The sequence below is a fragment of the Erwinia sp. PME.40.26/001 genome (genome assembly GCF_055556675.1).
In genome coordinates, this window is sequence record NZ_JBVHNP010000186.1 from 1 (window position 1) to 271 (window position 271).

Genomic DNA, 271 nt, shown 5'->3' on the forward strand with positions numbered 1-271 from the left:
CGAGGACGATTCTCACTGCGCCTCCAGGTCGGGGTGCTGAGCCATGAGCTGCCGGGCCTCGGTCCACGAGAGGCCGGCGATACCGAGGACCGCCGTGACGGCGATCTCGCGGGCCGCGGTCGACTCGGCGTCGACGCGGGTCACGACCATGCGTCCGGTCTCTTCCAGCAGGCGTGACAGGGTCGGGGCGGAGAGGTCGGTCCGCAGCTCGCCGGCGTCCTGGCCGCGGCGAACGATCGCGTCGATGCGGCGGCGGAGGGGAGCGAGGGAT

General features: G+C 72.7%; 1 protein-coding gene. It reads right to left on the reverse strand.

Features of this window, described 5'->3' with window-relative positions; all coding sequences use genetic code 11:
* Positions 1-12: 12 nt before the first annotated feature.
* Positions 13-271 (reverse strand): hypothetical protein (locus tag ACZ3HG_RS23785; protein ID WP_465334848.1); only part of this gene is annotated, 259 nt, incomplete at its 5' end.